The 25,082-nt window shown below is 65.0% G+C and carries 27 protein-coding genes and 1 tRNA gene; 20 read left to right on the top strand and 8 right to left on the bottom strand.

The window, feature by feature from the left end:
- Positions 1-12 precede the first annotated feature (12 nt).
- A complete protein-coding gene (locus MLE43_RS02270; protein WP_243301299.1) occupies positions 13-891 on the top strand; it encodes a radical SAM protein in 879 nt (292 codons plus the stop codon).
- Positions 891-2,120, top strand: coding sequence for a CapA family protein (locus MLE43_RS02265; protein WP_243301298.1), 1,230 nt, complete (start codon positions 891-893; stop codon positions 2,118-2,120). Before MLE43_RS02270 ends, MLE43_RS02265 begins: the two co-directional genes overlap by 1 nt.
- Here the strand turns inward: MLE43_RS02265 and MLE43_RS02260 are convergent.
- The 5 genes from MLE43_RS02260 to MLE43_RS02240 all read right to left on the bottom strand — a co-directional run bounded on the left by MLE43_RS02260 (position 2,117) and on the right by MLE43_RS02240 (position 6,412).
- A complete protein-coding gene (locus MLE43_RS02260) occupies positions 2,117-2,674 on the bottom strand; it encodes an HD domain-containing protein (RefSeq protein ID WP_243301297.1) in 558 nt (185 codons plus the stop codon). The genes MLE43_RS02265 and MLE43_RS02260 overlap by 4 nt on opposite strands.
- A 9-nt stretch (positions 2,675-2,683) precedes the next feature.
- The gene (locus tag MLE43_RS02255) at positions 2,684-3,514 is read right to left on the bottom strand and encodes a tRNA pseudouridine synthase A (protein WP_243301296.1); all 831 of its coding nucleotides are present in this window, start codon (positions 3,512-3,514) and stop codon (positions 2,684-2,686) included.
- 2 nt (positions 3,515-3,516) lie between these two features.
- Positions 3,517-3,915 (bottom strand): response regulator, encoded by a 399-nt coding sequence (locus tag MLE43_RS02250; RefSeq protein ID WP_243301295.1) that lies wholly within the window; start codon positions 3,913-3,915, stop codon positions 3,517-3,519.
- A 31-nt stretch (positions 3,916-3,946) separates the two neighbouring features.
- Positions 3,947-4,798, bottom strand: coding sequence for a PHP domain-containing protein (locus MLE43_RS02245; RefSeq protein WP_243301294.1), 852 nt, complete (start codon positions 4,796-4,798; stop codon positions 3,947-3,949).
- A 90-nt stretch (positions 4,799-4,888) separates the two neighbouring features.
- The gene (locus tag MLE43_RS02240) at positions 4,889-6,412 is read right to left on the bottom strand and encodes a cellulose synthase family protein (protein WP_243302324.1); all 1,524 of its coding nucleotides are present in this window, start codon (positions 6,410-6,412) and stop codon (positions 4,889-4,891) included.
- Between the two features lie 128 nt (positions 6,413-6,540).
- Here MLE43_RS02240 and MLE43_RS02235 point away from each other — a divergent pair, with 128 nt between their 5' ends.
- Positions 6,541-8,442 carry a serine/threonine-protein kinase gene (locus MLE43_RS02235; RefSeq protein ID WP_243301293.1) on the top strand — a complete coding sequence of 634 codons (1,902 nt, stop codon included), beginning with the start codon at positions 6,541-6,543 and terminating at the stop codon, positions 8,440-8,442.
- Positions 8,443-8,523: 81 nt separating this feature from the next.
- On the opposite strand, the gene MLE43_RS02230 is transcribed toward MLE43_RS02235, so the two are convergent.
- Entirely contained in the window at positions 8,524-9,093 is a 570-nt protein-coding gene (locus tag MLE43_RS02230) for a hypothetical protein (RefSeq protein WP_243301292.1), read from the bottom strand.
- A gap of 501 nt (positions 9,094-9,594) precedes the next feature.
- Between MLE43_RS02230 and MLE43_RS02225 the strand changes: the two genes are divergently transcribed.
- The 17 genes from MLE43_RS02225 (at position 9,595) to MLE43_RS02145 (ending at position 24,420) form a co-directional block, all read left to right on the top strand.
- Positions 9,595-10,854, top strand: coding sequence for a tyrosine-type recombinase/integrase (locus MLE43_RS02225; protein ID WP_338029046.1), 1,260 nt, complete (start codon positions 9,595-9,597; stop codon positions 10,852-10,854).
- 20 nt (positions 10,855-10,874) lie between these two features.
- Positions 10,875-11,108: a helix-turn-helix domain-containing protein gene (locus tag MLE43_RS02220; RefSeq protein WP_243301287.1), complete on the top strand. Its 234-nt coding sequence runs from the start codon at positions 10,875-10,877 to the stop codon at positions 11,106-11,108.
- Positions 11,109-11,169: 61 nt separating this feature from the next.
- On the top strand, positions 11,170-11,790 hold the full coding sequence (locus tag MLE43_RS02215; RefSeq protein ID WP_243301286.1) for a hypothetical protein: 621 nt from the start codon (positions 11,170-11,172) through the stop codon (positions 11,788-11,790).
- A gap of 224 nt (positions 11,791-12,014) precedes the next feature.
- Positions 12,015-12,488 carry a hypothetical protein gene (locus tag MLE43_RS02210; RefSeq protein ID WP_243301284.1) on the top strand — a complete coding sequence of 158 codons (474 nt, stop codon included), beginning with the start codon at positions 12,015-12,017 and terminating at the stop codon, positions 12,486-12,488.
- An 83-nt stretch (positions 12,489-12,571) separates the two neighbouring features.
- The gene (locus MLE43_RS02205) at positions 12,572-12,775 is read left to right on the top strand and encodes an excisionase family DNA-binding protein (RefSeq protein WP_243301282.1); all 204 of its coding nucleotides are present in this window, start codon (positions 12,572-12,574) and stop codon (positions 12,773-12,775) included.
- Between the two features lie 63 nt (positions 12,776-12,838).
- Positions 12,839-13,072, top strand: coding sequence for a hypothetical protein (locus tag MLE43_RS02200; RefSeq protein ID WP_243301280.1), 234 nt, complete (start codon positions 12,839-12,841; stop codon positions 13,070-13,072).
- A gap of 398 nt (positions 13,073-13,470) precedes the next feature.
- Positions 13,471-15,462, top strand: a complete 1,992-nt coding sequence (locus MLE43_RS02195; RefSeq protein WP_243301278.1) for a hypothetical protein — start codon at positions 13,471-13,473, stop codon at positions 15,460-15,462.
- Positions 15,463-16,130: 668 nt separating this feature from the next.
- Positions 16,131-17,450, top strand: a complete 1,320-nt coding sequence (locus MLE43_RS02190; protein ID WP_243301276.1) for a glycosyltransferase family protein — start codon at positions 16,131-16,133, stop codon at positions 17,448-17,450.
- Positions 17,447-17,677: a hypothetical protein gene (locus tag MLE43_RS02185; RefSeq protein WP_243301275.1), complete on the top strand. Its 231-nt coding sequence runs from the start codon at positions 17,447-17,449 to the stop codon at positions 17,675-17,677. The genes MLE43_RS02190 and MLE43_RS02185 overlap by 4 nt, the downstream gene beginning before the upstream one ends.
- Before the next feature lie 319 nt (positions 17,678-17,996).
- Positions 17,997-18,290: a hypothetical protein gene (locus MLE43_RS02180; protein WP_243301272.1), complete on the top strand. Its 294-nt coding sequence runs from the start codon at positions 17,997-17,999 to the stop codon at positions 18,288-18,290.
- Positions 18,287-18,457 carry a hypothetical protein gene (locus MLE43_RS02175; protein ID WP_243301271.1) on the top strand — a complete coding sequence of 57 codons (171 nt, stop codon included), beginning with the start codon at positions 18,287-18,289 and terminating at the stop codon, positions 18,455-18,457. Before MLE43_RS02180 ends, MLE43_RS02175 begins: the two co-directional genes overlap by 4 nt.
- A 2-nt stretch (positions 18,458-18,459) precedes the next feature.
- On the top strand, positions 18,460-18,996 hold the full coding sequence (locus MLE43_RS02170; RefSeq protein ID WP_243301269.1) for a hypothetical protein: 537 nt from the start codon (positions 18,460-18,462) through the stop codon (positions 18,994-18,996).
- A gap of 107 nt (positions 18,997-19,103) precedes the next feature.
- Complete coding sequence (locus MLE43_RS02165) at positions 19,104-21,389, top strand: coiled-coil domain-containing protein (protein ID WP_243301267.1); 2,286 nt, start codon at positions 19,104-19,106, stop codon at positions 21,387-21,389.
- Positions 21,389-21,949, top strand: coding sequence for a hypothetical protein (locus MLE43_RS02160; protein ID WP_243301266.1), 561 nt, complete (start codon positions 21,389-21,391; stop codon positions 21,947-21,949). The genes MLE43_RS02165 and MLE43_RS02160 overlap by 1 nt, the downstream gene beginning before the upstream one ends.
- Positions 21,870-23,405, top strand: a complete 1,536-nt coding sequence (locus MLE43_RS02155; protein WP_243301264.1) for a terminase family protein — start codon at positions 21,870-21,872, stop codon at positions 23,403-23,405. Before MLE43_RS02160 ends, MLE43_RS02155 begins: the two co-directional genes overlap by 80 nt.
- Before the next feature lie 51 nt (positions 23,406-23,456).
- A complete protein-coding gene (locus tag MLE43_RS02150; RefSeq protein ID WP_243301262.1) occupies positions 23,457-23,639 on the top strand; it encodes a hypothetical protein in 183 nt (60 codons plus the stop codon).
- 103 nt (positions 23,640-23,742) lie between these two features.
- The gene (locus MLE43_RS02145) at positions 23,743-24,420 is read left to right on the top strand and encodes an SOS response-associated peptidase (RefSeq protein WP_338029044.1); all 678 of its coding nucleotides are present in this window, start codon (positions 23,743-23,745) and stop codon (positions 24,418-24,420) included.
- Here the strand turns inward: MLE43_RS02145 and MLE43_RS02140 are convergent.
- Positions 24,417-24,749 (bottom strand): hypothetical protein, encoded by a 333-nt coding sequence (locus MLE43_RS02140; RefSeq protein WP_243301257.1) that lies wholly within the window; start codon positions 24,747-24,749, stop codon positions 24,417-24,419. The genes MLE43_RS02145 and MLE43_RS02140 overlap by 4 nt on opposite strands.
- A gap of 227 nt (positions 24,750-24,976) precedes the next feature.
- Positions 24,977-25,053 (bottom strand) — tRNA-Met (locus MLE43_RS02135).
- Positions 25,054-25,082: the final 29 nt, after the last annotated feature.

Below are 25,082 nucleotides of genomic sequence, written 5' to 3'. Positions count from 1 at the left end.
TATCCTGAAGCCATGACGGATCTGATCAAGGCCCACCTGGATCACCGCCGTGTCTGGCGGGAGTTCGACTATTGCTACCCCGTGATCTCGCGCCGGAGCCGGGGAGTGAGCCTGGGCGTGAACCTGAACCCCGACAAGGTCTGCAACTTCGATTGCGTCTACTGCGAGGTGGACCGTCTGACGCCACCAAGGCGGAAGGACCTGGACCTGGAGTTGCTCGACAAGGAGCTGGGTCTGCTGCTGGACCTCGCCACGAGCGGCGAGATCTATGACATCCCGCCCTTCGACTCTGCGCGGCCCGAGCAACGGCGACTCAACGACATCGCCTTCAGCGGCGACGGCGAGCCCACCACGGCCCGGGAGTTTGCGGAAGTGGTCGCCCGGGTCGCCCGCCTCAAGGCCCAGCGGGGCCTGGACCTGGTGAAGCTCGTGCTCATCACCGACTCCAGCCGCCTGCAGGCCCCGGAGGTGGTGAAGGGCCTGGAGACCCTGATGGCCAACCAGGGCGAGATCTGGGCCAAGCTCGATGCTGGTACTGAGCCCTTCTACCGCGAGATCTGCCGCAGCCAGGTGCCTTTCCAGCGGATTCTCGACAACCTGCTGGCCACCGCCCGGCGTTGGCCCATCCTCATCCAGACCCTCTTCCTCAGCTGGAAGGGGCAGGGGCCTTCCGCGGACGAGGTGGCGGCCTATTGCGGCCGGCTCGAGACCATCCTGGCCGAGGGTGGGCGCATCCAGGCCCTCCAACTCTACACCGTGGCCCGGCCCACGCCGGAGCCGGAGGCCCGGCCCCTGTCGCGGGCGGAGATGGATTCTCTGGCGGCGCAGGTGGCGGCGCGGCTGCCCGGTCTGCCGATAGAGGTCTACTACGGGCCCGAGGTCTGGGGCTGATGCGCCTGCGGATGGGGGCCGCCGCCACCGTGGCGGCCGGGCTGGGTGTCATCCTGGGACTCTCCTCGGCCTGCCGGCCCCGCCGCTTGCCACCCCCGCCACCGCCTCCGCGCCTCCGCCTGGTGGCGGTGGGCGACATCCTCATGCACCAGGATGTGAAGGCCTCAGCGGAGCATGCGGCCCAGGGTTTCCCGAGCCTGTGGGCCGACCTGGTGCCCCTGTTCCAGGGGGCGGACCTGGCCTTCGGGAATCTGGAGACGCCCGTGGCGCCCAGCTCGGGCCGGCCCGGCGTGCCGTTCCAATTCAACGCGCCGGCCGCTCTGCCGGCGGCTTTGCGCGCCAGCGGGTTCACCGTGCTCGCCACGGCCAACAACCACGCCTTCGACCAGGGGCCGCGCGGCGTGCGGGAGACCCTGGACCGGCTGCGGGCCGAGCAGCTGGTGGCGGTGGGCAGCGGGGAGGACCGGTCCCGGGCGGAGACCCTGCAGATCGTCGAACGGCAGGGGGTGAAGGTGGCCTTCCTGGGCTTCACGGACATCTTCAACATCGACCTCAACCGCAAGGCCACGGACCCCTGGGTGCGGCGGCTGGATCTCGAACCGGCCCTCGCGGCCGTGCGCGAGGCGCGCGCCTGCGCCGACCTGGTGGTGGTGAGTGTCCATTGGGGGAACGAGTACCAGCATCAACCCACGAAGCGTCAGCGGGACCTCGCCAGACAGCTGGTGGAGGCGGGCTGCGATCTGCTGCTGGGGCACCATCCCCATGTCCTCCAGCCGGCCGAAGTCCTGGAGGTGGGCGGCCGGAAAGCCCTGGTGGCCTACTCCCTGGGCAACTTCATCAGCAACCAGGACCGCATGTACCGGGCGGACCTGTTCCCGGTGGCGGGCGGCGACAGCCGCGATGGCGCGGCGCTCCAGGCCGTGTTCGAACAGCGGCCGGGACCGGATGGACGGAGGCAGGTGGTCCTGGCGGAGGCCTCCTTCGAACCTCTGTGGACGGAGAACAACTGGGGAGTGCCCGCCGCCAAGCGAGAGATCCGGGTCATTCGCGTGGCCGCCGCCGAGGTCCGGGTGCGGGCGGAGGTGGAGGCCCTGTCGGCTTTGTCGGTGGACCCGGAGACGCCGGCCCGCCGGGCGGCGCTTCTTGAGAAACAGGAATACCTGAGGACGCTCATCCTCCGGCGGAGGCGCATCGCGGCGACCCTGGGCGAGGCGTTCGTGGCCCGCTAGCTGAGGCCCAATTCCGCGCGGTGCTCGTGCAGGACGGCGATGATGCGGGCGAGGTGCTCGTCCTCGGTGCCACCGACGGCCGCCATGAGCATGCGCAGGCCCTCGGCCACTTCGAAGCGGTCCACGCCCGCGGCGAAGGCCTTGTCCTTGAGCTTCTTCTTCACGCTCTTGGGCTCCAGGCCCTCGGTGCGGGTGGGCCGCACCAGGGCGCAGGCCATGACGAAGCCCGTGATCTCGTCCGAGGCCAGCAGGGCCTTGTCCAGCAGGTGGTCGTAGGGCACGCCCCAGCGGGTGTAGTGGGCGCTGATGGCGTGGGCCAGGTCCTCCTCGCCCCGTTCGCGCAGCCAGGCGACGATGCGCTTCGGGTGCTCCTCGGGCCAGCTGTCGTAGTCCGCATCGTGCAGCAGGCCCGCCAGGCCGAAGCGCTCGACATCCTCATCCAGCCTGGTTGCCAGGTCACGCAGCACCAGTTCGACGGCCCGGGCGTGGGTCCGTAGCTTCTCGGAGGGGGTCCACTGGCAGAGCAGGGTCCAGGCTTCGTCACGGGTGAGCATGGCGCGTCCTCAGGGGATGATGATGGTGGACCGTGGCGGCCCGGGCTCGGGATCGCCGGGGTAGCGGACGGCCTCCAGGAACAGGCCCGAAGAGGGGGCAGCCTTGGCGGCCCAGTACAGGTTGGCGGCTTCGGTGGGGGAGTGCAGGTCCTCCAGCACGCGGAGGGGCTCCTCCTCGCCCAGGGCACAGGCCACGGAGGCCCCTACCATGCGGCGGACCAGGCGCCGGAAGAAGTGGGTGGCGCGGACCCGCAAGAGCACCAAAGCGCCCGCTTCGGCCACCTCGCAGTGGATGATCCGGCTCCGCCCGTCCTCCTCGGCATCCAGATCCGCGAAGGAACCCAGGTCCTGGTCCCCCTCGAAGGAGGTCCAGGCCTTCTGCAGACGGCTCAGGTCCAGGTTGCGCTTCACCCACCAGATCCAGGGCTTGCCGAAGGCGCTCCGCCGCCGGCTGATCTGATAGAGGTAGGTGCGATCCACCGCGTCGTGGCGGGAGTGGAAGCGGGGGGCGCAGGTCCGCACGTCGCGGATGGAGATGTCCTGGGGCAGGGTGGCGTCGAAGATCCGGCGCAGCTCGCCGGGCCGGGGTGCGCCCTTGGCTTCCAGGTGCAGGTGCGCGACCTGGCCCAGGGCATGCACCCCGGCATCGGTGCGGCCGGCGCCCCCCAGGTAGACGAGCCGCAGGCCGGCCTCATGAATCGCATGCTCCAGGCTGCCGGCGACGGTGCGGATGCCTTCGCGGGACTGCCTGGGGCCCTGTTTCTGCCAGCCATGGAAGCGGCTGCCGTCGTACTCCACCAGCAGGCGGAACGCAGCGTAGGGCACAGGTTTCGCAGCCACCCTCAAACCTCGGTCACGGACTTCACCGCATCGATGAGCGCGGACGGGTCATGGATGGGCTTGGAGATGTAGCCTTCGGCGCCGGTCAGTTCCAGGTATTTCTCCCGGTCTCCGAACATGGCATGGGCGGTGGCGAGCAGCACGGGGATGCGGCGGGTGGCCTCCTCCTGCTTGAGCAGCTTGGTGATGAAGATGCCATCCACCTTCTGGCCCTGGTAGCTCGATCGGGACAGGCTCACATCCATGATGATGGCCTTCAGATCGCCCTCGCGCGCGAGCTTGAGGATCTCGTCCACTTCTTCGGAAACCACGACTGCATAGCCGCCCTTCTTGGTCAGCACGGTCTGGATGAACTTGACGTTGATGGGATCGTCCTCCACCAGGAGGATTCGATTGGACATGGCTGCCTCTTTGTTTCCAGCCTATCGGCAATCAGCGGTAGGTGCCGTATTTTTGCTGTCGTTCCAGGCTGTCCAGGAGTTCGTCCGGTACCTTGAGGCCGCCTCGTCCGACGCCCAGCCGCAGGCCGGGTTTGTTGGCGCCGTGATAGTCGCTGCCGCCGGTGACCACCATCCCGAGGCGAGCCCCCAGGGCCAGGAAGTGCTTCTGCTCGGCAGCCCGGTACTCGCCGTAATAGCCCTCCAGGCCTTCCATGCCCTCGCGCTGGAGATCCTTCATGGCTTCATCCCAGCGGAACGAGCCCCCCGCAAAGCGGCCCGGATGGGCCACCACGGGCACGCCACCGGCCTCGCGGATCCAGCGGGCGGCCTCGGCGGGACTCAGTTCCTCCCGCGGCACGAAGCCCGGGCAGTCATCCCCGATGAGCCGCTCGAAGGCCTCCGGTGCCCGCCGCACGAACCCGCGCGCCGCCAGGGCTTTGGCGAAGTGCACTCGGGAGATCAGCGGCGTTTCCGCCTGGGCCCGGACTTCCTCGTAGGTGACCGGGCAGCCCAGCTCCGCCAAGCGGGTGATCATGCGGAGGTTCCGGTCCTCCCGGCGCAGCCTCAGTTCATCCAGGCGGGTCTGGAAGGTCGCATCGCCTGGATCGACCAGCAGGCCAAGCACGTGCAGGGACCGGCCCAGGAAGCGGCAGCTCAGCTCCGTGCCCACCAGCAGACGCACCTTCACCTGCGGCTGCATGGCCAGGAACTCCGGGATGCCGCCCAGGGTGTCGTGGTCCGTCAGGCAGAGGGCCGTGAGCCGGGCCTCTTCGCCGAGCAGGGCCAGACGCTCAGGCGTATCGGTGCCGTCCGAGTGGAGGGTGTGGCAGTGGAGATCGATCACGGGGCACCGGAAGAGTCACATCCTGGGCGCCTCCGGCCGGAACCGGGGCAGGGGTCCAGGGCGGGCCGGGGCCCCTGCTCGGAGGTCGCGCTACTGGACGAAGTTCGCGGCGCTCTGGGCGTCGTCGGCGGGCTCATCCATGGCCAGACGGCGGAACAGCTTCACGTCGGCCAGAGAGAGGATGCTCATGTAGGAGAAGCCGCTGAAGAAGAGCCAGAGGAAGGGGACCGAGGCCCACTTGCGGATCCAGATGGCCACGAGCACGGCGCCGAAGTAGTAGATGGCGAAGCCCAGCTCCAGGAAGGTCATGAGGCTCTTGGGCACCTTGTAGGCCCGCTTGGTGACGGTCTTGCCATTGGCATCCACGCCGTACTTGGGGGTGCGCTTGAACTCCTTGTCGTCGGTGAAGAAGCCTTCCAGCACGGCCTTGGCCTGGTTCAGGGCGAGGCCGATGCCCAGGCCCATGAGGCCGGGGATGTACTTGAGGCGCTTGGTCCAGCCCGTGTTGTCCGTCAGTTCCTTCTGGGAGAGCCCGAAGTAGAGGCCCACGCTCACCGCGTTCAGCAGGAAGAAGGGGCCGTCCGTGAGGAGCAGGACATGCACGGGTGTGCCGGCCCGGAAGATCATGGCGGGCACCATGATGACGGAGAGCACCACCATCAACATGTAGTTGCAGTTGGCCGTCAGGTGGAACCAGCACTCGAGCTTGGTGTGCAGGCTCTCGTTGGACTTCCAGATGGTCTTCATGAGCTTGCGGATGACCTGCGCGTTGCCCTTGGCCCAGCGGTGCTGCTGGCTCTTGAAGGCGTTGACCTCCACGGGCAGCTCGGCGGGGACGACCAGGTCCTTGAGGTACACGCCCTTCCAGCCCTTCAGCTGGGCGCGGTAGGACAAGTCGGCATCTTCGGTGATGGTGTCGTGCTCCCAGCCACCCGCGTCGGCGATGGCGGAGACGCGCCACATGCCGGCGGTGCCGCTGAAGTTGAAGAAGGCGTGGGACCGGTGGCGGGCGGTGTGCTCGAAGACGAAGTGGCCGTCGAGCAGGATGGCCTGCACCTGGGTGAGCAGCGAGAACTCGCGGTTCAGGTGGGCCCAGCAACCTTGGACGAAGGCCACCTTCTCGTCGGCGAAATGGGGCACGGCCTTGCGGAGGAAGTCCTCGGTGGGCAGGAAGTCCGCGTCGAACATGGCCACCAGCTCGCCCTTGGCGACCTTGAGGCCCTCGGCCAGCGCGCCGGCCTTGAAGCCCGTGCGGTCCGTCCGATGCAGGTAGTGGATGTCGAAGCCCAGGGCCTGGTAGCGGTCCACCACGGCACTGGCCACCTTGACGGTCTCGTCCGTGGAGTCGTCCAGCACCTGGATCTCGAGCTTCTCCTTGGGCCAGTCCATCTTCACGACGTGGTCCATCAGGCGCTCGATGACGTTCATCTCGTTGAACACCGCCAGCTGCACCGTGACCACCGGCAGGTAGTTCTCGTCGCCCTTGGGCTGGGGAACCTCATTCTTGTGGCGGTAGTAGAGCAGCAGCATCCAGAGGCGGTGGGCCCCGTAGACGCTCAGGATGGTGAGCAGCGTGAAGTAGGTGCCGAGCACGATGGTCTTGACGACTTCCATCACGGAATAAACCTCCCACGGCCCGGGTCAGCGGGCCTGTGGTTTATTGTGCCACGGGAACCCGTAAAAACCACGAAAAACATGACAATCTACCACCTCATCTCCGATGTGTCCGGTAGGATGCTGGGATGGCGGATCTCGACAACTCGAACCTCCCCAGGACCATCGGTCGCTACCAGGTCCTTCGCCTCCTGGGGTCGGGGGCCATGGGCAGCGTCGTGCTGGCCGAGGACCCCCGGATCAAGCGCAAGGTGGCCATCAAGCTCATGAAGCTGGATGCCGCCAACACCGAGGCGGATCGGCATGAGCACCTGCTGCGGTTCCAGCGGGAGGCTGAGATCTCCGGGCTGCTGAACCACCCGGGCATCGTGGCCATCTACGACGTGGGCGAGGAGGAGGGCTACGGACCCTTCCTGGCCATGGAGTTCGTGCCCGGGAAACCCCTCGACGGCCTGGTGAAGGAGGCCGGGACCCTCTCCAACAAAGAGAAGCTGCGGATCGCCGCGGGCCTTGCCGATGCGCTGGACCACGCCCACGCCAAGGGCATCGTGCACCGCGATGTGAAGCCAGGGAATGTCATGGTGGGCGAGGACGGCCGGCCCAAGCTCATGGACTTCGGCATCGCCAAGCGGGAGGACGCCAGCCTCACCCAGACCGGCACCTTCCTGGGCACGCCCAGCTACGCCAGCCCCGAGCAGATCCGTGAAGGCACCGTGGACAGCCGCTCGGACATCTTCAGCTTCGGCGTCCTGATCTTCGAGTTGATGAGCGGCCAGTCGCCGTTCCCCGGCTCGTCCATCAACACCATCCTCTACCGCATCGTCAACGAACCGCCCGCCGAGGTGGAACCGCCGGCGGTCGGGATCCTTCCGGACGGCTGGCATCGGGTCTTCGACAAGGTGCTGGCCAAGCGCCCCGAGGACCGCCACACCACCGCCACGGCCTTCGTGCGCGAGCTGCTGGATGCCGTGGTGGACCTCGGCAAGGAGGACCGCCGGGAGCTGCTCGCCCTCCTGAAGGCCAACGGTGACTCGCCCATCCCCGAGATCCGCTCGACCTCCTTTGACGAGACCATGGTGGTGGCCCGTCCGGAACCCCGGAGTTCCGGTCGGATCTGGCTCGCTGTCGCCGCCGTGGCCGCCCTGGCGGTGGGCGGCTGGTTCCTGTTCCGGGGTCCCAAGGCGGTCCGCCTCCCCATCGATACCCAGCCCACCGGCGCCAAGGTCTTCGTGAATGATCTGGCCGTCGGCACCACTCCCATGAACCAGCCCCTGCAGGCCGGCGACACCCTGCGCCTGGAGTTGAAGGGCTTTCAGCCCCTGACCCACGCCTTCAAGCCCGGTGAGGCGCTGCCGGTCTTTCCGCTGGAACCGGTCTTCAGCGAGGAGACCATCGACTCCACGCCTGCCGGAGCCAGCGTGGTGCTGGATGAGAAGCCCCTGGAGGGCGTGACGCCCCTCAAGGTGCGGTGGAATCAGGGCCAGCCCCATCGCCTGACCCTCATCAAAGAGAAGCTGGGCTACGCCTCCGACTTCGCCCCCGGGGAGATTCCGGCCGGGCGGGTCTTCGAGCTTAAGGAGGGCACTACGGCGGAGGCGCGCCAGGAACCGCCCCTGGATCCCACCGCCCCGGGCGCCCTCAAGCTGGCCGGCGCCTTCGGGGTGCGGGTGAGGGTGGACGGCAAGGACCTGGGCGACCTGGCCCCGGGTGGCCAGCTGTCGCTACCCCCCGGCCCCCACAAGGTCGAACTGGCCAGCTCGAAGCACTACTTCAGAGAGACCCGGACACTCAGCGTGACCGCCGGCCAGACCGCCCCTCTGAACCTGCCCGCCCTCGCCACCCTCACCGTCGAGACCTTCCCCGGCACCGGCAAAGTCCTCGTCGACGGCCAGGACACTGGCCTCGAAAGCGACGGCAGCAGCCTCAAACTCGCCGAAGGCCGCCACACCATCACCGTCCGCGGCCCCAGAGGCAGCAAGAACGAAACCGTGGATCTGAGAGGGGACAAGGGGCTTCGGTTCCCCCTGTGATACCCCGGGGCAGGGCCATCCTCTCGACCCTCTAAAGATGGCGGGGGAACCCTGCTCCCCTTCGAGGACTAATGGTCCCTGTCAACCCCTGAGTAGGCCCTTGAGGATGATCCAGGTGGTCCCGGAAATCAGGAGAATCCCAGAAGTCCCCCCGAAGGCCAGGACGAACCAAAAGAATCGGTCAGTCCGGATGGCCCGCTGGTGGGCTTTGTCTGCCTCTTCTATCTGGTATCTGGCGTAGGCGGCTAAAACTCCCCCCGGGTTCTCTGCCAATGACAGGGCGAAGGCGGCCCGGAGAGTGGACTGACGCTGTCTCATCGCCACTATCTCATGGGTAATGAACCCGGAGATTGAGATGAGCATCAAGATGACAGAGACGGTTAGGAGCTTAGGGGGCATGTAAGACCGGCAGACGCTTACACCCGCAAAATACCCGGCATAAGCGAGGCTAACGACGACCTGATTGAATGCAGATATTTTGTCGTAAAGTGCTATCTGAATTTTCATCCACTCATCGAGGAATGTTTTGTTTATCTTCTCCACATCTTTGGCGTCGTGAAGGGCGAGATGAGAAGTAATCAGGCGGTGGAGGGCTTCAATCCTCCCGTCTTGTTCCGAGATGTATTGAATTGGGCCCCCGCCGAAGTTCATGAACCACCCCCGGGACGATTGTGGGCAGGTCTGACCGTGTTATGTCCAGCCAGAGGCTCACAAAGGAGGTGGGCTCAGGCAGGCCCCGCTGAGGCCTTGCTCGCTGCGGGCTACCTGGCCGCCACTGCTTCTCGGCAGTCCGAGTCTTTGGCTTGGGTGGGCGTACGAAAACACCGGAGCCGCTCGGCTCCGGTGTTCTGTGTGGTGGCTGGAGGCAGACTCGAACTGCCGACCTAGGGATTATGAGACCCTGATTTAAACTTTCGTGCGTGTTCGTGCGCGTTCTAAGTGTTGAGAGCAGACAAAAAAGAACACGCGCGAACTTGCATGATCTTCGATCGGATGTATACCTTCTGTGCAGATCGGAGATGCACGATGCCAAGGTACGCAAAAGTCGAATTAACTGATACTCGATGCCTTCGAGCCAAAGCGAAGCAGAACAAAAAGACCGGCGTCCTTCAGCAGACCTACGAATGGGACAGCCTGATCCATGGCTTTGCCTTGCGCATCACCATCCACCGGAACCCGAAGACCGGCGAGGTGAAGCAGGGGAACAAGATCTTCTGCATGAAGTACCTCGCGCCGGCCGCCGAGGGGAAGAAGCGGAAGCAGTCTTGGCTTCGGTTGGGCGCCTACTCGGGTCCGGAGTCCCTGAAGCATGCGCGCGAGAAGGCAGAGGCTGCGCGGAAGAAGCTCGAAGACTTCCTGGACCCGAAGGTCGAAGCGAAGAAGCACCTGCTCATTCCCACGCTGGCGGAGTACACGATCACCTTCCTCGAAGCCCAGAAGGTGCGCCTTCGCACCGGCTCCTACAAGCCGGCGAAGGCGATGCTGGAAGGCTTGGTGGTCCCCGTGCTGGGCGACCTCCGACTCCCTGACGTCCAGACCTCCCACGTCAGCCAGCTCTTCCGTGATGTGTCCCGCGGCTGGCGGCCCGGCATGAAGCCCAGCGAGAAGCCTGCCAAGGCCACCCCCATCCGGGCCAACCGCATGCTGGCCAACCTCCGGAAGCTCTTCTCCCAGGCCGAGAAGGACGGGCTGCGCCCCCAGGGCACCAATCCCTGCGTCCTGGTCGAGAAGAACCCGGAGAGCAAGGGCCAGGAGCGGTTCCTCTCCATGGTGGAGATTGCCTGGATCGGGAAGATGCTGAAGGAATCCCTGCTGTGGGGTGACAGGGATGCCTGCCCCTACGCCTGGAACGCGAAGGGGAAGGGCCTGGAGGTTCCCAGCGTCTACGCCCTGGCCGCCATCCGCCTGCTCATGTTCACCGGGGCCCGGCTGAACGAGGTCCTTCAGATGCAGTGGTCGCAGGTGGACAAGGCCCGTGGCGTGATCCGGATCGAGCGGCACAAGACCAGCGGGAAGAGCGGCCCCAAGGAGCTGCCCCTCAACTCAGCCACCTTGGCCATCCTGGAGGCCCTGGACAAGCTTCCCACGCGCAAGCTAGGCGGCCCCTGGGTCATCCAGGGGCACAAGCACGGTGAGCACCTGGTCAACCTGCAGAAGACCTGGGACCGCATCCGCCGCGCGGTGGGCCTGGCCTCCAGGGGCGGCGTGAACATCAAAGACGTCCGACTACATGACCTCCGCCACACCTTCGCCAGCATCGGCGTCGGCGCCGGCATCAGCCTCCACCAAGTGGGAGACCTCCTGGGGCATGCCCAGGCCTCCACCACGCACCGCTACGCCCACCTGGACGTGGACCCCCGCCTCCAGGCATCCGAAACCATCAGCACACTGACGGCCGAGGCACTGGGCTGACCGAGAGAAAAGGTGAAGACATGACCCCCCGCAAACCCTCCCAGGTTCCGATTGCCCCTGTTCCGCCCCCATCACAGCCCAACCTGCCCCTGCTAGTCCTCACCCTTGAGGAAGCGGCCGAGGTTCTTCACTGTGGGCGCTCCACGATGTTCGAGATGGTGAACGCCGGGAAGATCCGCACTGTCCAGGTGGGCCGTAAGCGGCTGGTGCCAGTCAAAGAGATCGAGCGATTCCTGGAAGAGAACACGATCTAAGGCATTCCCAATTAACGTGATTCACCCGCAGGGCCGTGCCCTGCCTTGACCAGGAGCCAATATGGCCCGGAAGAGCAAGACAGAAATTCTTACAGCTCCCATCCCCGCGGACGAGGTGGTTACCGTGCCTCGTGCCGCGCTCCAGGCTCTGGCAGAGTGGGCCTACCCGGTGTTCAGTTTCGACCGCATCTGGTCAAAGCTCCCACCCCAGAATCCACGCAGGGCCTATTGGAACATCGACGATGATCTCCACACGGAACTCCAGCGAGAGCGGATGACCTTCCTGAAGGGGATTTTCTGGAAGGCCGAACAGGAGGCCGCCCGGCGGGAAAGGTCCTTGGACCCGACTTTGGGCCTTGGCCACAAGCCTTCCCTGGAGGCCTTCATGGCGTGTGTGGCAGAGATGGACGATCCGCATTGGGATGAGCCCCTGACGCCCAAGGAAGTGGCCACTCGGAAGAAGCTGATCAAAGCGAAGAAGGCGAAACAGGCCGGGCTTGAGAATGCACTTGAACACCCATCACCTGAGTCGACCATCAGATTCATCACCATGGCGGGAGACATTTCTATCGCTGCGATCAAGAAGAGCCTGGCCAGCGAAGACCCAGAGATTCAGGCCAAGGCCCAGGAAGAGATTCCGCGCCTGGTGGCGGAGCTGGGCAAACTGGCAACTGCATCCTAGGATTCGAACAGGCGCGGCTAGGGTAGCTCCCGAATCGCCGGTTCCCGTACCGGCTGCCGCGCCCCTTTTACGGGGCATCGACGGGGGTGCATGTGAGTATCGAAGGCCAGACTGAGGCCCAACGGAAGCGGATGAGTCGTGTGCTTCGATTATTCGAAGGACGGACTTTCGTTCAACCTGAGGGGTCCGCTCCGCGATTCGTTTCTCAGCCATCGGTGCACCAGATGGTGCTGGAACTCGTGCGGATCTATCGAGTTCGTATGGTAGATAAACCCGAAATAAAACAGAAGATAGACGAGATCACCCGCGATGTTGCATCTCTACTGGTCAAGTTCCGCCAACTTCGAGAAGCCGGCTATGTTGAGCCTCCTGGTAGTACAGGGATCTTTGAGGGAGTCCTTGAGGCCCAACACATACTGTTCAGGGCCTACCTTCACGGCGACCGGGAAACCAAACCCCTACGACCGGGCCGGAAACGAGACACTCTCAAGCCAATTCTCGCGTTGCATTGTCGCTTCATGCTGGAGTGCTTTGGGATTCAGGCCACCTCGGGACCCAGCGGGAATGTTGCCACTCTGGCGGGTGACATTCACTTCCTCGCCACAGGCCAAGATACGTCTATGGAGCGGGCTGCTGCGCTGGTTATGAACTACGCCAAACTGAACCACCACCTGGATGCGTGGCAGTTGACGGAATAGGAAAACTAAGGATTTATCGTCAACCATTCGGCTCCGACCTTAAGGAATCGCGCAACACCGTGCGCTTTCTTAGGGAGCCCTACATGGTGAAAGTCGAACCCCGTCCCGAACCCGAACCAGAGGCCTATTCAGTCGAGGCCTTCTGTAAGCGCTTCAGCATCGGGAAAACGCAGGTCTACGAGGACATCAAGAGCGGGAAGCTGAAGAGCATCAAGATGGGCCGGCGTCGGCTCATCCCTGCGGACTGGGCCTCCGAGTGGTGGCAGAACCTTCGGAAAGCCGGCTGACCCATGCGTCTACCCTGGCGAACCAAAAAGCGGCCGAAGGCCCAACCATCCGCAACCGGGACCATGATCCCCACGCCGGCCGCGCTTCTCCGGGTGCTGACCTGGATGGCATTTCCTGAAGTCTTCGAGGCCCAGGTGCCGGATCCTGCGGCCCGGGAGTTCATGCGGAAGCTGGCCGAGAAGTCCAGGCACGCGACCAGCACGACCGAGGCGCTGACGGTCCTGGCGAACGAACTGAAGGAACGGCTCAGTCCGGAAGTCCTTCGCAAGGTCGCGGGGGGGCTGGGAGACCAATGATCTGTCCCGTCTGTGAGAAAGAGGATGCTGTCCGCTGCAAGGACGACCCTGCGTACTACCGCGACGGGCGCCTCGTGGCCAAATGCTTCCACGCGAACAGTCACCCCAATGGCGCACCGGTCAACTTCTTCGTGGATACCGGCGAGGTTGCCGGCAAGGTGGAACTCACTCCCGCTCAGTCCCTCTACCAAACGGCCCAGGTTGGGAATGCGCGAGGATACAGCGGCCACTTCCTGGCAGAAATCGGTATCTACAAAATCACCGCTAAGAATGTAGCCAGTTCAAGTTCACCTATCCCAACCGAAAAGTGGATGAATGGATGGGCGGCCCAACAGGTCCCTGTCACAGTGGCCCCTCTCTATAAGGGCGCCGATCTGGTGGGCCTCGAGGTGCGGGCGATGGCCGAGAAGGCAACCCTGCGCCCCGGAGAGTCCGCGCCGAAGTCGGAGGCCACACGGAAGACCGTCGGCGAGGCGGGAATCTACGTGACGAACCCCAAGGCCCAGCCGACGGCGGTCATCGTCCTTACCGGCCTCTGGGATGCCGTTGCAGCTGCCTATGACGCGCTCGGGGCAGGCGACCCCGCTCGCTATGTCTTCGCATCCTGTCCCGACTGCATGGACCCCAACATCCTGCGAGACACCCTGGAGACCCTTTACCCTGGCGTACCACGGCTGATCATCACGGACCAGGATCCCAGCGGACAGAAGGCCCGGAAGAAGTTCGCCAAGGTCGGCACTCTCGCAATCCTGCCCGGGACCGGCCTAGCCAAGGACTACCGAGAGGCCGACCCCAAGAAGCGCTGGGCGGCCCTGCTGGATGGGATCGAGCGTGCGCTGGAGAACGGGAACCCGGCCCCTCGGCAAGAGACGGGTGTCTGGAAGATCGCTCGCCGGGTCCTGGAGGGGACCATGGCCGCCAAAGCAGCGGGCAAGAGGGACCTGGAGGCCTGGCGGCAAGGTCAACGGTGTGGCGGCATGTGCCGGGCCACTACGGGCGGCCGCAATTACTTCAGCACCCGGGCCAACCTGTACGGGCAGATGGTGACAGCCGAGGGGCAGCACGCCTTCGGTCCCATCCTAGAGCACACCCTGTTCCACCAGCTGGAGCAGAAGTACCCCGACCTCGCTGACGTGATCCGCGGCGGGCCCACAGAACACCCCCTCAGCCCTCAATGGCATCCTCCCACCTTCCTCGAGGATGGGCGGCATTGGTCAGAGATCGTCAAGGCGCGGCGCACCGCCTACGCCCGGGAGCACGGCTGGGCGGAGTGGCCCGGGAAGGACCCCGGCCAGTTCAAGGCCACCGACCTCGAGGCTCTGGTGGACCGGATGAGAAGCGCCTACCTGCTCACCCGGATCCCCAACGCACCCGACAGCGAGGCGGGCCTTCGGATGACGATCTGGTGCCTCGCGCTGGCCCTTTGCGCCCTTCGGGCCGAGGAACTGTGGGCGGCCGGTGTGCCCACCGGGTTCCTGCCTTGGATCTGGTTCTTCGGGGGCCCCGCCACCGGCAAGGGAACAGCGCTGAAGGTCGTCGCGGCCTGCTTGACGGGCGACCTCCGCACCTATGGGTCGCAGCGGTTCGGCGGGGACGAGGAATACGACTGGCTCACCGAGTCCGTGCTGCACCTACCCATCTGTGTCCGGGACGAACTCGATAGCTTCATGAAGGGCCGCAACATCGAGGACCTCAAGACCTTCCTGGCCGGCGAGGCCCTGCAGCTCAGGAAGAAGTTCGGCACGGACATGGCCATCAGCCCTCGGCCCGTGGTCATCGCGTCCAACACCATGCACCTCAACCAGGAGGACGAGGCCTCCCAGGAGCGTGTGACCCTCGTGGAGTTGCAGCCGAACTCGCTGGCACCATCCTCCACCCGGAACAACGCCTTCGAATCCTTCCACACCTGGCTCGAGCGTGAAGGCAAAGACCTCCTCTACCGGCTCACCCTGCATCTCTACAAGGAATTCCGGGCGCTCCCGACCACCAAGTCCCGGAACAGCCGGTCCGCAATGCTCGACGCCGCGGTGTCCTTCCTTTCCGGCAAGCTCCACATCAACCCGGACGAGGTCTTCCGCCCCAGTGTCGAGAACAAGGACGAGGCCATCCTGCGATCTGCTCCCTGGTTCACGCGGCTCGTGAAGTATGCCCAGCACGAAATTGGCACCCAGAGCTCAGCCAGGCCCCGGGTGCTGGATGTGTGGGGGCTACGGCTTGATGACCCCAACCAGAAGCGGACCTATTACCGCTACCTGGACGCCTTCCAGAAGGCCGCGGGCTCGACGGGCGTCCCTGTTGGGCGGTTCTTGGTGACCATCAGCTCCACCGACGCTGGCGCTGCGAGTCGCTTCTTCACCTTCTCCCAAGGAGATGCCCATGCGACCGCGTAGTGACACCTCGGGTGTCACAGTGACAGGGCCTTTTTTGCCCGTGTCACCACTTAACCAGCCTGAAACCAGTCGAGTGACACGAGTGACACGAGTGCACCCTATACACGCCCATAAAAAAACAAATCTCTTCTACCTCAACAGCGACACACACACCCTCTCCTCTATTACTTCTTCTCTCCCGGGAAGTGTCACTACTGTCACTCCTGTCACTTCCCTTATTTATCAACCTTTTTCGAGTGACACCTCGAAAAGTGGCGGTGTCACTCCTGTCACTCGGGTGGTGGGCTCCCCGCGAAGTGTGGGGTCTGGTTCGGGTGCTCAGCGTCTCGTGCCTGACGGGAGTTCGTACGGCGTGCGAAGACGGAAGTCAGTATCTATGCGGCTTCAGCGGGGCAGGGGTGTGCGCTGGACTCGCACAGATGGTGACCCTGGGTTCCCCAATCCCTCGGTCTATGAGGCCAATCACCGGGGCTGGCCTGCGTCTGCGTGGGGCAGGGGGCCCCGGCATGCACAACCCGTCGCCCATCCATCTGGCGCCGGGTGCCCTCAACTGGTGGTCCTCAATTTTGACCCGCGCCTCTTGAGGCCGGTTCGGGAGCGGCCATGACTGCCTTGGACAAGGCCAAGAAAGCAGCCAAGGGGTTTCCGCTGTTTGAAAAGGAGTCGTCGTGACTGGTCAGGTCAAGTGGTTGATTTACGACGATGGAGCGGCCCTGACTCAAGAGCGGGGTTTGAACACCCTGCTCTTGGAAAGCAGCCGCCTACCCCGAAATGACTCCGGCCTGATTGATTACGCCCTCCTCGCACAAGACCTCCTCGTGCTGGCTGATCGTGAGGTGCCGGGGCGAAAGTTCCAGTGGATAGGCATGGTGGGTGGGGAGCGGGTGCTCCTCCTGGTCATCATCCGCCCCGGAGGAGTGGTCGGCATCCACGGCGCATGCCTCGACAGCGGCTTCGCAAGGTCCCTCGCCCAGGCATTGGAAAGCCTCGCCCCAGATCGCCTGGACCTTCAGTATTGGTGCGGCTGGGACACAAGCATCCCTGGCGCAACCGAGTATTTATTTGGGGAGGCCAGCCTTCTCTTGGGCATGCTGCCAATCGGTTTGGAGCAGAAAGAGCTGCGCCTCAGCATGCCCGCTGCAGAGCTTCCAGACCCCTGCCTCGAGTATTCGTGTCCCCGATGGAACGGGGATTTGTTCATCGGCAAGACTCTGGTCATCACCTGGTCTCATGGCTTCGGAGATGTTCTCCAGTTCGTGCGGTTCATCCCCATGGTCAAAGCGAGGGGCGGACGCGTGCTTCTGCTTGCACAGCGGGAGCTGGCGGGAGTGGTGGGGACGTGCCCGGGTGTAGACCAAGTCATCCCACAAGGTGACCCAATCCCCGACTGTGACCTTTACATAGAGCTGCTATCACTTGCTTTCATCTTTCAGACCACCCTGGAGAGCATCCCCGCCAGCGTGCCCTACCTCCACGTGCCTGAGCGCGTCTACAACCGCGCACCTTTGAGCCAAGCGTTGGTCCCGCATGTGGGGCGCACGCGCATTGGCTGCGCTTGGCAGGGCAATCGCAGGCACTACCGAGACCATGAGCGTTCAATCCGCCCTGAGGTCTTCGCCTCCTTGGGAGCGATCCGAGACGTCGACTGGTTCGCCTTCAATTTCGGGATGGGCACCAAGGTCCCGTTCCAGCCGATGACGCCACTGTCGCCGATGATCTTCAACTTCTCTGACACCACCTTCGCCTTGTCCCAAATGGACCTGGTCATCACGGTGGACACGTCTCTCGTCCATCTGGCGGGTGCCATGGGGATCCCGTGTTGGGCGCTCCTGACCCACTTCCCTGACTGGCGCTGGCTGTTGGGCCGATCAGACTCGCCGTGGTACCCGACTGTGAGGCTCTTCAGGCAGCCCCGCCCGGGCGACTGGGAGGCGGTCATCGCAGACGTCGTCCAGGCCTTCGCTGCCGAGTTCGGCGGTGCATCGTGACGGCCCTGGACCGGCAGTACGTCGAGCACCAGGCCGCGCGGCCGGAGATGCCCCGGCCCTTCGACCCGAACAGCGCCGAGGGCATCGAGTTTCACAAGAAGCTTCAGCAGTGGATCACCAAGGGCCAGGGCCTGGCGGAGCGGGTGGACCTCCGGAACCGCCAGCGGGCGGGGACGATCCGGGCCCGGCGGGCGCGTGCGCGTGCGGCTGCAGGGGAGGCCGAATGAGTGGCCACGTGGTCGAATTCCGCCCCCCAGCCGAACGACAGCGTGAGCCCGCTTCCTGGCGGCACACGGAGGAGGCCAGCCACCGCATGGCCTGGGCCCGTCAGAAGGTGGAGCAGTGGTATGCCGAAGGCCTCTACCCCGCGGTGGTGTGGGAGCCGAGCATCGCCATCGTGAACGACTTGATCCCACCACAGCCACTGACAGTGCCGGCTTGGGCCCGCATGGAGATTCTGTGGGTCTTGGTCCACACCAAGAGGGCATTCAGGCCCGCAGCCCCCGGTGTGTCCATGGAGTTCGTGAACTGGCCCAGAGGTGTCGCATGAAGGAGTGGATCAGCGTCGCGCTGGCGGCCCGCCTGATGGGCGATTACGACGTCGACTACTTCCGGCGCACCTTCTGCGCCCCTGTGGACCCACTGCTGACCATCCGGCGCATCCCAGGGCCCCGCGGTGGCCGGCGCATCCTCGTGCATCGTCCATCCCTCGAGGCGCTGATCCAGGGCCAGATCCAAGGTCCCCAACCTGCTTTTCCCTGTGATCCCCTGCGATCCCCGTCCTGCGCTCCTGGCGGCACACAGGACGCGGCCGCACCGTTGGGGGAGGAGGAAGTATGACCACCAAGAAGACCACCCGCCTCGATGCCCCGCCCGTCTCTCTTCGTGAACTGGACCGCGGACGCCTCACCAAGAGCGTCAGCGTGGAGCCGCACATCAACCCCGTCCGTGAACCCCTCGTGATGACCGAGGCCAAGCGAGCCGCGGCTCGTAAGAAAGCGAAGTGAACATGGCCTTCGATTCCAACGTCCAGTGGATCCGCATGCAGCCCCCCCCGGGGTGTAACTTCGCTGACCTCCCCGGCGTCCGCTACTACGGAGGCCCCCAGTCCCAAGGTGTCGCGCCTGAGCATGTCGCCGCCCTGGAGGCCCAGGGGTGGTGCAAGGTGGACCGCCCCCCCGTGCCTCCGCCATCTCCCGAGGCGCTCCGCGCAGAGCGTGCGGCCCTGGAGCGCGCGGCGCTGCGGCCTCTGAGCGCACCCCACAAGCGTGCCCGCGTCCTGCCGCCTCTGTCTGGGGCCTTCACGACGATGACCATCGAGGGCCGGACCTACGCTTCCAGAACCGGCGCGCCGATCGACGTGCCGGTGGAAGACGCCCGGGTGCTGGTCTGCAACTCCTGGCTGCTGCTGGGCGCCTGTGGGCCGCTCGAGGCACGCTCAGAGCAGCCCCAGATCGGGGAGGCCTTCTTCGAAAATTCAACTGATCGGCAGCTGATCTTTGACGGGCGCCGCTGGCGCGACACCCGCACCGGCGCCGAAGTCTGACCCCTGCCACCGCAGGGTGGGCACCGTCGGATGGGTTCGGTTCGGCGGTGCCCTTTTTCTCATAGTTCTGCTCCCTTGCCGGCGCGCCCGGCCCTCCGGAGAACACCGTGGCTGATGACAAAGAAGTCGCAGTAAAGCTTTCCGCCGATGTGAAGTCCCTCCTCCAGGGCATGAAGGACGCCCAGGAGCACACTGAAACCGCCGTCTCCGGCATGAAGGGCGACCTGGGCTCCGCCATCGAGTCTTTTGAGAAGTTCGGGGCTTCAGCTATCGCCATAGGGGTAGTGGGGCTGGCGTTTGAGGCTCTGAAAGAATCCGCGAGTTTCATCAAGGATTCCATCAATGAGACGAACGAGCTGGCGCGGACCTACAAGGATCTGGCATATCAGACCGGGGAGAGTTTCGAGAGCCTGAACAGGCTCAACACGGCCCAATCCCTGACGGGCGGCTCCGCCCAGGAGCTCGAAGGCTGGATGAAGGGCGCTACCAAGAGCATCCGGAGCAATTCGGAATTCCTGGTGGCGAACGGCATTGCGGCCAACAACGCTGCCCTGATGGCCATGCCGTTCGTGGACTACCTGAAGGCCGTCATGCAGAAGGCTGAGACGCTCGAGAGCCCCATGGAGCGCGGAGTCTTCCTGCAGAAGGCCTTGGGTCGGGCGGGGCAGGAAGCCGCCCCCCAGATCCGGGAGATGCTGGAGCAGTTGAAGGACGCGCCGGAGGTGCTGGCTCGGTATGGCCGAGCCATCGGCGAGGACAACGTCGTTCAGATGGAGAGGGCGGAAAAGGCTTCAGGCAAGGTCACGGTCTCCTGGCGCGGCCTGAAACAGACCATGTCCGAGACCTTCGGGGACAACCTCGTAGAGTTCAACGAGAACTGGGCGCACTTCCTCGGCACCTGGGCGATGGGAGTGAACGAACTCCACGGCGGTGATGGCCCCAACACGATCATGTTGAGGCAGATCGAGCAGATCAAAGCCGATATCGCCAAGGGCAATGCCGAGATCCGCGCCATGGGTGCGGCGCCTGTGGCCCACCTCCCGGGTGGCGAAGGGGGACATGAGAACCCCAAGAAGGGTGGGCACCTGATCGACCCGGAGGCCCAGAAGAAGGCTGCAGAAGAACTCCGCGCCATGCGCAAGGCCGTGGACGAGGACATCATCCGGTCCGCCGCGCATGTGGTCGCCGAGCAGATGAAGGACGACAAGGAGCTGGTGGCCTCGGGGCAGATGACCTACGCCGAGCTGGTGGGCGACATGAAGGACGCCTACAAGGTCCAGCTCGACACGGCCATGAAGGCGCTGAAGGACGAGGAGAAGCTGGCCGCCGGGAAGCCGGCGGAGCTCCAGGCCGTCCTGAACAAGGAGAAGGAACTCAATCAGAAATACTACGCGGACCTGCGCGAACTGGACCGGCAGGCCGCCGAGAACACGCGCAAGGAGCGGGCCCAGGCCGACGCCGACGCCGAGAAGGCGCGGAAGCAGAACCTCGAGCTGGCGCGGATCGCGGCGGGCGACGAGCTGAACCTCCTGAAGTTCTCCATCGAGGAGCAGGAGCAGGCGCTGGACCAGCAGCTGATCGCCGGGCGGATCAACGAGGCGCAGTGGGTGGCCATGCGCAAGGCTGGGATCACCCAGGAGCTGCGGGCCCAGCTCGACGCGCTGGACCAGGAGCAGAAGGCCGCCGAGGGCGACCTGGTGCACTGGAAGAAGATCCAGGCCCAGAAGGACGCCTTGAACCGAAAGGCCTACGCCGATCTGGCGAAGCTCGACACCGACCTCGTGGCCAAGTCCCGGGCCCGGTGGGACGGGTTCTTCCGGTCCATGACGGGCGGGTTCAACAACTCCATCCAGGGGCTCATCAACGGCACGATAACCTGGGGGCAGGCCTTCCAGAATGTGACCGCCCAGGCCCTGAACGGCATCATTAGCTTCTTCGTCCAGTGGGGCGAGGAGGAGGCCATCAAATGGGCCACCTCCATGGCCATGGGCGAAACGGGGCGAGTGGCCGAGGCCACGGGCGCAGCTGCGGTCTACGCCGTGAACGCCATGGGCTCCGTGGCGGCCATCCCGTTCTACGGCTGGGCCATGGCCCCCGCGGTGGGCGCGGAAGCCTACGGCGCGGGCCTGGCGATGGCCGGGCTGGCGTCCGCCGAGGGCGGCTGGGACCGCGTCCCCGCCGATCAGGTGGCGCAGATCCACAAGAACGAGATGATCCTGCCGGCGCACATCGCCGAGCCCGTGCGCCAGATGGCGGAGCGTGGGGGCGGGGGGAGCGTAGTGCACCACCACTGGAACGTGCTGGATGGTCAGGACGTGAAGCGGGTGCTCTCCCGGCACCAGGACGTGCTCTTTGGCGTGATCCGTGAAGGCGGAAAGAATCGGAGAATCTGATGGCCAAGGTCCAACCCCTGCAGCCGCGCCCCCAGGTCGACTGGGAGGCCGTGGAGCGCTTGTATCGCACAACCCTCGTGAGCGTCCGGGACATTGCCGAGACGCACGGCACCAAACCCAGCACGGTCCAGAGCCGGGCCCGGGCCGGCCGGTGGACCCGCGGGGCCCAGGCCACAAAGCGCCAGATCGTGGCGGACGCCCAGGCCGGCGTGCTTCCGGGGATGAAGCCGGACGAGGCGAAGCGGTCCCAAGAGAAGGCCATCACTGAAGATCTGGAGGACATGAAGACCGGGCTCACGGGGTATCGACGCCTCCTCACTGTCATGCAACAGGCGGCGGACCGCCTGCAGGTGGAGGACCCCCAGGCCGGAAAGAAGGCCAAGGTCATGGTCGAGACCATCGACAAAGCCGTGGACGGCATCCGGAAGATCCGGGGCCTGGACGACCCCACCAAGAAAGCTCTCCCACAGGACGAACTCTATGAGCTCATCGCAGACCTTGCAGGCGAAATTGGACCGGCTCAACGATCTCCCGGCCCATCAGAGGGAACTGGTTCTTGATGCCCTAAGGCGACGCAAAAACGGCTGGAAGCCGTTCCCCGGCCCGCAGACCCAGGCCTATGAGTCAAAGGCCGACATACTCTTGTACGGGGGGGCTGCCGGCGGCGGAAAGACCGACCTGCTGCTGGGCGTTGCCCGGCGTGAGCACTTCCAGTCCATCGTCTTCCGCCGAACCTTCCCAAACCTGCGGGGCATCGAGACGCGAGCCCGGGAGATGTACGCCCCGGAAACCAGCTACAACGAGAGCCTGCACCGCTGGAAGTTCAAGGACGGCCGCCAGATCGAATTCGCCTCGCTCCAGTACGACAAAGACGTGTCGAACTTTCAAGGCCAACCGCATGATTTATATGCATTTGACGAGATTACGGAATTCACCGAGGCCCAGTTTCGATTCGTCACTGGCTGGAACCGTAGCACGAGGAAGGGCCAGCGCTGCAGGGTGATCTGCACCGGGAACCCGCCCACCAGCCAGGACGGCGCGTGGGTCATACAGTTTTGGGGGCCCTGGTTGGACGAGAACCACCCCAACCCAGCTCTGCCCGGAGAGCTGCGCTGGTTCACCACGATCGCCGGCAAAGACCAGGAGATGCCCAGCGGTGACCCAGTGCTCATCGATGGGGAATTGGTCACGCCGCGCAGCCGGACATTTATTCCGGCCCGTGTGCAAGACAATCCCGCTCTCCTCGGGACTGACTATCTGGCCACCCTCCAAGCCCTGCCAGAGCCCCTGCGGTCGAAGATGCTCTACGGCGACTTCAGAGCCGGCGCCGAAGATGCTCCCACCCAGGTCCTCCCCACGGAATGGGTGAAGGCGGCCCAGGATCGCTGGACCGAAGGGGGGCACGTCGGCAACGCCATGTCCGCCCTCGGCGTGGACGTGGCCCGCGGGGGCAAGGACAAGACGGTCATCACCCCGCGGCATGGGAACTGGTTCGGCCAAGCCTGGACCTACCCTGGCAAGTCCACGCCGGACGGCCCCGCGGTGGCAGCGCTCGTGCTGGGTCACCACCAGGCCGGCGCTGTGGTCAAGGTGGACGTCATCGGTGTAGGCGGCAGCGTCTACGACTTCCTGAAGGATCGTGAGGGCCTTCGGATAGAGGCCATCAATGGCGCCTCGGCCACCAAGGGCAAGGACAAGTCCGGCATGCTCGGGTTCTACAACCTTCGCGCCGAGAACTGGTGGAAGCTGCGCGAGGACCTGGACCCCGCCAGTGGGCAGGACTTGGCGCTCCCGCCCGATCCAGAGCTGAGGGCGGACCTCTGCGCGCCCACATGGAAGCTCACCACGCGGGGGATCCTGGTCGAGGCCAAGGAGGACATCATCGCCCGCATCGGCCGCAGCCCCGACAAGGGCGACAGCCTGGTCTATGCCCACTGCCAGGCCTCAATGCCCGGCCAGGGGCTCTTGGACTACATGCGCGAACTCTCCGAGAAACAGAGGTGCGGGGAGGCGTAGAGTGAGGCGAGAAATCACATCCACCAAACCATAATCACCAAGGGAGGAAGTATGAAGGTCGCCCTGATCATCATCGCCATTCTGATGGGCCTCGCCGGGCTCTATCAGTTCATGGATGCCACACTGGGCAGAGGCTCAGGGCTTCTCGCAACCGTGTCGATCATGGGAGCGTGTGGGATTCTGACCATGGCCTTGGTCCTGGAGCGCCTGGACAAGATCGCCGCCAAGCTCTGAGGCCTCCGCACTGACCTTCGTGCATTCCGATAACCCGGCCGCCTCCAGAAAGTGAACAGCGAGGCGGCCGAGTTCTGCACCGCGGCTGTGGATTCCGGGCATCATGCTTCCCATGTGCGGACGAATGGTGGCCATCGCCCTGAAGAAGCTGGCGGCCCTCGAGGGCAAGGGCCGGACCGTTCGAGATCTGGTGACCACCTACGTCGACAGGTACAACCTGGCGCCCACCCAGCAGGCCGTGACGATCCACCAGGAGGGCGGGGTGTGGGTCTTCTCGGAGCGGGTCTGGGGCATGGCGCCGCCCTGGGCCACTCGGCCACTCATCAACGCCATGGCGGAGACCGCGGCTCAGAAGCCCACCTTCCGCCGAGCCTTCAAGTCCGGCCGCCTGCTGGTGCCAGCTTCGGGCTTCTACGAGTGGGCCACCCTCGCCGGCCGCAAGCGCCCCTACTACATCCACCCGGCCGGCTGCCTGGACGGATCGGAGCATTGGTGGTTCGCCGGCCTGGGCGAGGCCCAGAAGACGCCTGAGGGCCCGGTCGAGGCCTTCGCAGTCATCACCACCGAGGCCAACCGCGCCATGGCCGAGCTGCACCACCGCATGCCGGCCATCCTCGGCGACGAAGCGGCGGAGGCCTGGCTCGATCCTGCCACCAGCCCCGCCGACCTGCAGGCCCTGCTGAGGCCCTGTCCGGATGGCTGGATCGAAGCCCACGAGGTGGGCGCGGCCGTGGGGAATGCCAGGGTGGACCGGCCGGAGTTGATTCTGCCTGTGGCCTAGTCGAACAGCCCTGGCTGCACCGCCACGATCCGCGGGGCAGGTGCCTTCCACCCCGGGAGGTCCAGCACCAGGCCCTCGTCCTCCCAGCGGGGAACCCAGCCAAACTCGGCGACGAGGTGTTCCACCAGCCACACTGGCGTCTCCTCCGGGCCGACCGCACGGCAGCATCGCTGCAAGGTGAGGTGGAGATCTGCCGCGGCCAGCCAGCGTTTCGCCTCCATCCGGACGGTTCCATGAGCCTCGAGGGCGGCCTTGGCCTCGTCCATCAGCCGGACCAGGCTCGACCGGTGCCCACCCTTCGGCGGCTTCCTCTGCCTGCGCGTGAACATGCCCCCTCCTCCGCGGCTGCGGGCCTGGAAGGGGAGCACAGCGTACCACCCGGAACCTCCCCTCTCCAGGAGGGGGCATTCCTGAAACACGCTAAAAAATTTTGCGTGGGGATTTACCGTTTGTGCACGACGGGGGTTTTTCGGCTCCCGGTATCGCTCGTAAGTGTTGAACGCGATCTGGCAGAAGAAAGCCCCGAAACCTAGTGGTGTCGGGGCTTTCCGGTTGGTGGTGGCTGGAGGCAGACTCGAACTGCCGACCTAGGGATTATGAGACCCTCGCTCTAACCACCTGAGCTACCCAGCCGAAGGGAACAGTGTAGCGGCGGCGCGGGT

Source organism: Geothrix oryzisoli, from assembly GCF_022808865.1.
Taxonomy (GTDB): Bacteria; Acidobacteriota; Holophagae; order Holophagales; family Holophagaceae; genus Geothrix; species Geothrix oryzisoli.
This window is presented reverse-complemented; position numbering and strand designations above follow the sequence as displayed.

What these genes read in the sequence shown, in the direction of transcription:
- MLE43_RS02270 (WP_243301299.1), top strand. Translation starts at nt 13, where the DNA reads ATGACGGATCTGATCAAGGCCCACCTGGATCACCGCCGTGTCTGGCGG.
- MLE43_RS02265 (WP_243301298.1), top strand. Translation starts at nt 891, where the DNA reads ATGCGCCTGCGGATGGGGGCCGCCGCCACCGTGGCGGCCGGGCTGGGT.
- MLE43_RS02260 (WP_243301297.1), bottom strand. Translation starts at nt 2,674, where the DNA reads ATGCTCACCCGTGACGAAGCCTGGACCCTGCTCTGCCAGTGGACCCCC.
- MLE43_RS02250 (WP_243301295.1), bottom strand. Translation starts at nt 3,915, where the DNA reads ATGTCCAATCGAATCCTCCTGGTGGAGGACGATCCCATCAACGTCAAG.
- MLE43_RS02240 (WP_243302324.1), bottom strand. Translation starts at nt 6,412, where the DNA reads ATGGAAGTCGTCAAGACCATCGTGCTCGGCACCTACTTCACGCTGCTC.
- MLE43_RS02235 (WP_243301293.1), top strand. Translation starts at nt 6,541, where the DNA reads ATGGCGGATCTCGACAACTCGAACCTCCCCAGGACCATCGGTCGCTAC.
- MLE43_RS02230 (WP_243301292.1), bottom strand. Translation starts at nt 9,093, where the DNA reads ATGAACTTCGGCGGGGGCCCAATTCAATACATCTCGGAACAAGACGGG.
- MLE43_RS02220 (WP_243301287.1), top strand. Translation starts at nt 10,875, where the DNA reads ATGACCCCCCGCAAACCCTCCCAGGTTCCGATTGCCCCTGTTCCGCCC.
- MLE43_RS02215 (WP_243301286.1), top strand. Translation starts at nt 11,170, where the DNA reads ATGGCCCGGAAGAGCAAGACAGAAATTCTTACAGCTCCCATCCCCGCG.
- MLE43_RS02210 (WP_243301284.1), top strand. Translation starts at nt 12,015, where the DNA reads ATGGTGCTGGAACTCGTGCGGATCTATCGAGTTCGTATGGTAGATAAA.
- MLE43_RS02205 (WP_243301282.1), top strand. Translation starts at nt 12,572, where the DNA reads ATGGTGAAAGTCGAACCCCGTCCCGAACCCGAACCAGAGGCCTATTCA.
- MLE43_RS02200 (WP_243301280.1), top strand. Translation starts at nt 12,839, where the DNA reads ATGATCCCCACGCCGGCCGCGCTTCTCCGGGTGCTGACCTGGATGGCA.
- MLE43_RS02195 (WP_243301278.1), top strand. Translation starts at nt 13,471, where the DNA reads ATGGCCGAGAAGGCAACCCTGCGCCCCGGAGAGTCCGCGCCGAAGTCG.
- MLE43_RS02180 (WP_243301272.1), top strand. Translation starts at nt 17,997, where the DNA reads ATGAAGGAGTGGATCAGCGTCGCGCTGGCGGCCCGCCTGATGGGCGAT.
- MLE43_RS02175 (WP_243301271.1), top strand. Translation starts at nt 18,287, where the DNA reads ATGACCACCAAGAAGACCACCCGCCTCGATGCCCCGCCCGTCTCTCTT.
- MLE43_RS02170 (WP_243301269.1), top strand. Translation starts at nt 18,460, where the DNA reads ATGGCCTTCGATTCCAACGTCCAGTGGATCCGCATGCAGCCCCCCCCG.
- MLE43_RS02160 (WP_243301266.1), top strand. Translation starts at nt 21,389, where the DNA reads ATGGCCAAGGTCCAACCCCTGCAGCCGCGCCCCCAGGTCGACTGGGAG.
- MLE43_RS02155 (WP_243301264.1), top strand. Translation starts at nt 21,870, where the DNA reads ATGAGCTCATCGCAGACCTTGCAGGCGAAATTGGACCGGCTCAACGAT.
- MLE43_RS02150 (WP_243301262.1), top strand. Translation starts at nt 23,457, where the DNA reads ATGAAGGTCGCCCTGATCATCATCGCCATTCTGATGGGCCTCGCCGGG.
- MLE43_RS02145 (WP_338029044.1), top strand. Translation starts at nt 23,743, where the DNA reads ATGCTTCCCATGTGCGGACGAATGGTGGCCATCGCCCTGAAGAAGCTG.
- MLE43_RS02140 (WP_243301257.1), bottom strand. Translation starts at nt 24,749, where the DNA reads ATGTTCACGCGCAGGCAGAGGAAGCCGCCGAAGGGTGGGCACCGGTCG.